Source organism: Pseudomonas sp. CGJS7 (assembly GCF_036961695.1).
In genome coordinates this window covers 1-4,189 of sequence record NZ_JBAMDI010000262.1, presented here as the reverse complement: position 1 = coordinate 4,189, position 4,189 = coordinate 1, and the positions used below count along the sequence as shown (strand labels likewise).

General features: G+C 69.1%; 4 protein-coding genes. 2 read left to right on the top strand and 2 right to left on the bottom strand.

Annotated features, from left to right (window positions below):
- On the top strand, positions 1-506 hold a 506-nt coding region (locus tag V7787_RS52345), incomplete at its 5' end, for a DUF6683 family protein (protein WP_336095386.1).
- 302 nt (positions 507-808) lie between these two features.
- On the opposite strand, the gene V7787_RS52340 is transcribed toward V7787_RS52345, so the two are convergent.
- Entirely contained in the window at positions 809-2,116 is a 1,308-nt protein-coding gene (locus V7787_RS52340) for a hypothetical protein (RefSeq protein WP_336095385.1), read from the bottom strand.
- 366 nt (positions 2,117-2,482) lie between these two features.
- On the opposite strand from V7787_RS52340, the gene V7787_RS52335 reads away from it, so the two are divergent.
- Positions 2,483-3,604: an acyltransferase family protein gene (locus tag V7787_RS52335; RefSeq protein WP_336095384.1), complete on the top strand. Its 1,122-nt coding sequence runs from the start codon at positions 2,483-2,485 to the stop codon at positions 3,602-3,604.
- Between the two features lie 19 nt (positions 3,605-3,623).
- On the opposite strand, the gene V7787_RS52330 is transcribed toward V7787_RS52335, so the two are convergent.
- Positions 3,624-4,189: MFS transporter (locus tag V7787_RS52330; RefSeq protein WP_336095383.1), on the bottom strand; the 566-nt coding region annotated here is incomplete at its 5' end.

Below are 4,189 nucleotides of genomic sequence, written 5' to 3'. Positions count from 1 at the left end.
GACCCGACCCGGCCACCACCGAACGCGTGCGCGCCGCGTTGATCGCGGCGATGCGCCAACAGAGCCGCGAAGTCGCCGACGATTTCGCCCGCCGTTCGGCCGGCGCCGATTACCGCAACCGTTTCGCCCGTACCTTGCCGGGGCAGGGCCTGTCCAACGACAACCTCGCCGACGTCGCCGCGTACCACATCGCGGTCAACTGGGCCCTGGTCCATCGCGCGCCGATGCCGGGCGGCAAGGCCTTGCAGGCGCTGCGCGAGCAGATGCGCACCTCCTTCGCCGACAACGGCGTGCTGGCCAAGCTGGCGCCGCAGCAGCGGCAGTGGGTGGCCGACGACTTCCTGTTCCGCTCGCTGAATCTGGCCGAGAAAGTCGACGGCTTCGCGCGCAAGCCCGAACCGGACACGCAAGCCTTGTTTGCGCGCGGCGCGCGCGAGGACATCCGCCGCACGCTGGGTCTGGATTTGCAGGGCTATCGCTTCACTGCCAGCGGCTTGGTGCAGTAAGCCCACCGTTCTGGCGTAAGCGGGAATCCACCCACCCCCGTCATTCCGGCGAAAGCCGCAATCCACCAACCTCCCGTCATTCCGGCGAAAGCCGGAATCCATTTTGACTTTGCTTCTCCGCGACCTTCAGCACCACAGCGGCAACAGCAAGATCAAAATGGATTCCGGCTTTCGCCGGAATGACGGGGTGAAAGAGGACGGGCGCGCCGACGTGCTGCCGGAGTGCTGGATCGACTCTCGCGATTCGCTAACGAACGGCTCGATTCGCTACCGAGCCCGATGCGCGCCCGGATCGAAAACCTTCAAGCGTCCGAATCCCCACGCCGCCGATGGTTGATCTGCCGCCCCAACCACCACGCCCCCGCGGCCACCACCACGCCGACGAACAAGGCCACGCCGCTGCCGCCGGCGCCGATGCGATCGCTGACCAGGCTGCCGCTGGGCAGCATCAGAATCACCGCCACCGCCAGGCAGGCGTAGGCGACCACGGTCAGCACCCAGAACAGCCATTGCAGCGCGCGCACCACTTCCAGCGCCGGCTCGGCCTCATGAGTGGGGCGGTGGGTGCCGCCGCGGCCGAAATTCCACAGCCAGTGGGTCAGGGTCGCGTTGTCGACCTTGCCGCCGCGGCGCAAGGCCCGGCGCGGCGCGTTTTCGCCGTTGCTGTAGACGATGGTGTTGGGCGCGCCGTCGGCGCGCTGCTGGATCGCGCGTTCGTTGCCGGTCAGCGGCAGCGAGCGCGGATCGTTGTTGATCGTGTTGGTGTTGACCGGTTGCAGCGTCGCCGAGGTCTCCGACGGCGGCGGCGGTGCGTTGGCCGCGGTGTGGCCGGGCACGTTGGCCTGCTGCAAGGTGTTCAGCCGCGCGAACAAGGCTTGCTGCGCGGTCATGGCTTCCTGGGTCAAGGTTCCGGCCATCGGCGCGGCGGGCACGGCGACCGAGGTGTTGGTCGCGACCAGGGTCGCGGTCGCGGTGGCGTTGCTGGTGTTGGCGGCGGTCGCCGCGCTGCCGGCCGCGGCGCCCGAGGCGGCGCCGTTGGAGGCCACCGCCACGCCCGCCGACTGCGGCAGCGCCGAACTGGAAACGCTGGCGCTCTGCGCGCTGGATAAAGGCGGCGCCACCGCGCCGTAGTTGATCGGCCGATCGACCTGGGCGTACTGGGCTGCGCTGTTGAGCGCGCGTTCGGACAGGGTCGGCGGCGGAAACTGGGTCGGGCTGTTGTTGAACGGATTGCCGTTGTTGTAATTGGCCTGCGGCGATTGCCCCTGCAGCAGCCGGCTGTTGGGGTTGTCCGGATTGAGCAAGGGATTGTTGTTGAGCAGCGGGTTGTTGTCCGCGCCCGGATTGCCGGTGTTGGGCAGGGTGCCGGGATTGAGCGGATGCTCGCCGCCGGGCAGGCCGTTGCTCGGCAGCGGCAGGCCGTCGGTGCCGCCGGGCAGTTGCGTGCCGGGATCCAGGCCGCCGACATCGGGTCCGCCGATATCGGGCCCACCCGGGCCGTGCAGGCCGGGCGGTTGCGGGCCGCCGGGGAACTGCGGTTTGTTGTTGCCCAGACCCGGTAACAGGCCCGACAGGGGGTTGCCGCCTGGATTGATGTTGAGGCCGGACATGGGCGTACCCGCGAACAGAAGCGTCGCCACGGGCGTGACGCGCTCCCCGACGGTAATCCCGGCGCCGTACGCTGACATCCTCGGGCCGACCCTAGGTGCGTGCTGAACCCAGCGCCGCGCGCAGCGCGATGCGGCGCTCGCCGATGCCTTGTCGCGGCCGCATTCGCGCGCCGCGCATGGCGCGCGAACGCGAGCGATGCAGAATCCCGCGCAAACGTGGCAACGCAGCCGCGTTGCGCGCGCAAATGCGCTTGTAGCCGGCGTGCGCATGCGTGAGACTGATCGCATGTTTTCAACATCGCGATGCAAAGTCGCGATGCGAACCAAGCCCGATCCTCTGCCGTACACCCAACCTCTGGAATCAAGATGAGCCGACTGCCCGGCCTCGATCTGCTGCGCGCGATCGCGATCGTTTGGGTGATGTTCTTCCATGCCTCAGGCGCGGACCTGGGCTCGCCGTGGATGCCGATGTCGCAGTTCGGCTGGATGGGCGTGGATCTGTTTTTCGCGCTCAGCGGCTATCTGATCGGCTGGCAGGTGCTGCGGCCGTTGAGTCAGGGGCAGCGTTTGTCGTTCGCCGATTTCTATCTGCGCCGCGCGTTCCGGGTGTTGCCGGCGTTCTGGGTGGTGCTGGCCTTGTACCTGTGGTGGCCGGCGTTCCGCGAGCGGCCCGGGTTGGAATCGGCCTGGCAGTTTTTGACCTTCACCTTGAACCTGCTGATCGATTACGAACACAACAAAGCGTTCTCGCACGCGTGGTCGCTGTGCGTGGAAGAACATTTCTATCTGGTGTTCCCGTTGCTGGCGCTGTGGCTGACGCGCAAGCCGGCGCTGTGGAAGACCGCGCTGCTGGTGGCGGCGGTGGTGATCGGCGGCATGGCGCTGCGCGCCTGGGTATGGCATCTGAGCCTGGCCGACGGCGCCAACGCCTGGGTCGAAAACGTGTACTACCCGACCTGGATGCGCCTGGACGGTTTGTTGTTCGGGGTGGTGTTGGCGGCGATCCGCGCGTATCGGCCGGACGCATGGGCGGCGATGATGCGCCGCTCCGGCGTGCTGGCCTTGCTCGGCGTCGTCGCCGTCGGCGCGGCGATCGCGGTGTCGCAGCAGCGCCTGGGCTTGCTGGCTTCGGTGTGGTCGTTCCCGCTGGTGTCGCTGGGCATGGCGCTGCTGGTCGCAGCCGGCGCGGCCGAGCAACGCTGGACCGGGCGTCTGCGCGTGCCCGGCGCGGGCTGGCTGGCGGCGGCATCGTTCAGTCTGTACCTGACCCACAAGGCCAGCTTCCATCTGGCCCAGACCGCGTACGGCGAGCAACTGGAAGGCAGCGGCGTACTGGCCTTGGCGGCGTATGCCGGCGCCGCGCTGGTCGGCGGCGCACTGCTGCATTACTCGGTCGAGCGGCCGTTCCTGCGTTTGCGCGAGCGGCTGGCGCGGCGCCGCGCGCAGACCGCCGCCAACGCCGGCGCGAGCACCACCACCAGCGCCTGAGCCGGGTGCACGCGGCGTCTCATCGGACGCGCGCGGTTTCGCCGGCGAAGCTGCGGCGCAGCGCGAACGCCGCGGCGATCGCGCCGAGCGCGGCCAGGCCGACCGGGATCGACGCCGCCGGCCAGCCCGCGCTCTGCACCACGCTGCCGAACAGCCACGGGCCGATCACCTGGCCGGCGTAGCTGCCCTGCATCAACAGTGCGATCGCCACCGCGATCAAGCCCGGACTCGGCACCAATTCGGCGGCGCCGCCGATGGTGCTGGCCGGCAACAGCCCGCCGGCCAGCGCGAACACCACGCACAGCGCGAACACCCACGGCGCCGGCAAGCCCAGCGCGAACGCGCCGACCGCGGACGCGCCCATCGCGGTGCTGGCGATGGCGATCAGCAGCCAACGCGGCGCCCCGCGCCGCAGCAACGCGCCGGCGGTGAGGTTGCCGATCACGTTCGAACCCAGGGCGATCGCGCTGAGCATGCCGGCGTCGGCCGCCGAGACCTGCATGCGCTGCATCAACAAAGTCGGCAGGAAGCTCAGCATCGCGTAGAACTGCAGCGAGTACAGGCCGAAGATCAGCGCCAGCAGCA